This window comes from Stenotrophomonas sp. P5_B8, assembly GCF_054049855.1.
In genome coordinates, this window is record NZ_JBFULO010000634.1 from 1 (window position 1) to 1,609 (window position 1,609).

General features: G+C 67.7%; 2 protein-coding genes. Both read right to left on the bottom strand.

Annotated features, from left to right (window positions below):
- Positions 1-624 (bottom strand): phospholipase D-like domain-containing protein (locus ACXJKH_RS20215; protein WP_457322036.1); only part of this gene is annotated, 624 nt, incomplete at its 3' end.
- Positions 625-681: 57 nt separating this feature from the next.
- The gene (locus ACXJKH_RS20220) at positions 682-1,392 is read right to left on the bottom strand and encodes an rRNA pseudouridine synthase (RefSeq protein WP_256775867.1); all 711 of its coding nucleotides are present in this window, start codon (positions 1,390-1,392) and stop codon (positions 682-684) included.
- Positions 1,393-1,609: the final 217 nt, after the last annotated feature.

A 1,609-nucleotide genomic window follows, 5' to 3' on the forward strand; every position in this document is an offset into this window, starting at 1 on the left:
GAAGTACTCCTCACCAATGTTGCGGCCGCCGACGATCGCGATCCGGCCATCGGCGATCCAGGACTTGTTGTGCATGCGATGGTTGACGCTGAAGAAGCGCTGCACCATCTCCACCAGCCGCCACAGGCCGTTGCGGTTGCGGAACGGGTTGTACAGGCGGATTTCGATGTTGGGGTGCCGGTCGAGCGCCATCATCAGCGCATCCTTGTCCTGCGCGTTCATGTCATCAAGCAGGATGCGCACGCGCACGCCGCGTTCCGCGGCCTGGTACAGCTCCTGCGCCATCAGGTGCCCGACCATGTCGTCGTGCCAGATGTAGTACTGCAGATCCAGGCTGCGCCCGGCGTGGCGGGTGATCACCGCGCGGGCCGCAAAGGCGTCCAGGCCATCGGCCAGGAAGGCCACGCCGGACTGGTCGGGATGCTCGGCCTGCAGCCGTACCAGTTCGCGATCGATGGCGGTCTGGCCGGGCTGCGGCGGCAGCACGGTGCTGTGCGGGCCCATCGCCTTGGGGGTGAGATGGTCGGCGAGCAGCAGGCCACTGAGCACCAGCAGCACCAGCACGGCCAGTACGATTCCCAGCCAGCGCAGCACCCGGCGCCAGAGCGGCTTTTTTTCAGTCATGCGCCGATGCTAAGCGGGCGCGGCGTGCACTGCGAGTGCAGGGCCGCGCGATACGGCTCAGAAGCGTTCGTCCGGCGCCAGGTAGCGCCACTGGCCCGGGGCGAGTTTGCCCATGGCGACGCGGCCGATCCGCAGGCGCCGGACGCTGATCACCTCCAACCCGACCTGGCGGCACATGTCGCGCAGCTGGCCCGGTTGTACCGGCTTGATGGCGAAACGCAGGCGGGTTTCGTTCTGCCAGCTGACCTTGCAGGGGGGCAGTGGCCAGTTGCGGAAGCTCAGGCCGTGGGCCAGGCGCTTCATGCCGTACGGAACCAGTTCGCCGCTGACTTCGACCAGGTATTCCTGTTCGAGCGTGGCGCCGCGATCCTTGAGGTGCGAGACGACGCGGCCGTCCTGGCTGACCACGACCAGGCCGCTGTCTTCGTCGGCCAGCGGCATGACCAGCTGCAGGGCGTGGAAATGGCGCTGCAGGAGGGTGACGCCGGTGGCATCGAGGTCGCTGCGGCTGTCGGGGGTGACCAGGGCGCTGAGTTCGTCGGCGCGCATGCCGGCGGGCTTGTGCAGCAGCATGCTGACGGTTTCGGTGCGGGTGGCCTCGGCGTTTTCGCGCAGGACGATGGTTTCGTCGGTGACCAGGGTCTGGGGTTGTTCGACGACCTTGCCGTCCACGGTCACCCAGCCGCCTTCGATGTAGCGCTGGGCGTCGCCACGGGAGCAGCCGATCAGGCTGGTGAGGCGTTTGTCGAGTCGGATCGGGTCGGTCATCGGGCAGGCAACGAAAAGCGGGGAGCGGGCGGGGAGTGTACTGGGTGGGGGGATGTGGTGCTGGGAAGAGGGGGATCGGGAGCTGGAGCCGGAGCCGGAGCCGGAGCCGGAGCTGGAGCTGGAGGCTCGACGCTGCGGGTGTGTTGGCTTGGCCTGGCGTGGGTAGGTTGGCGGGACACGCCGCAAGTACGTCCGTGTAGGCTCCCAAGCCGCATCC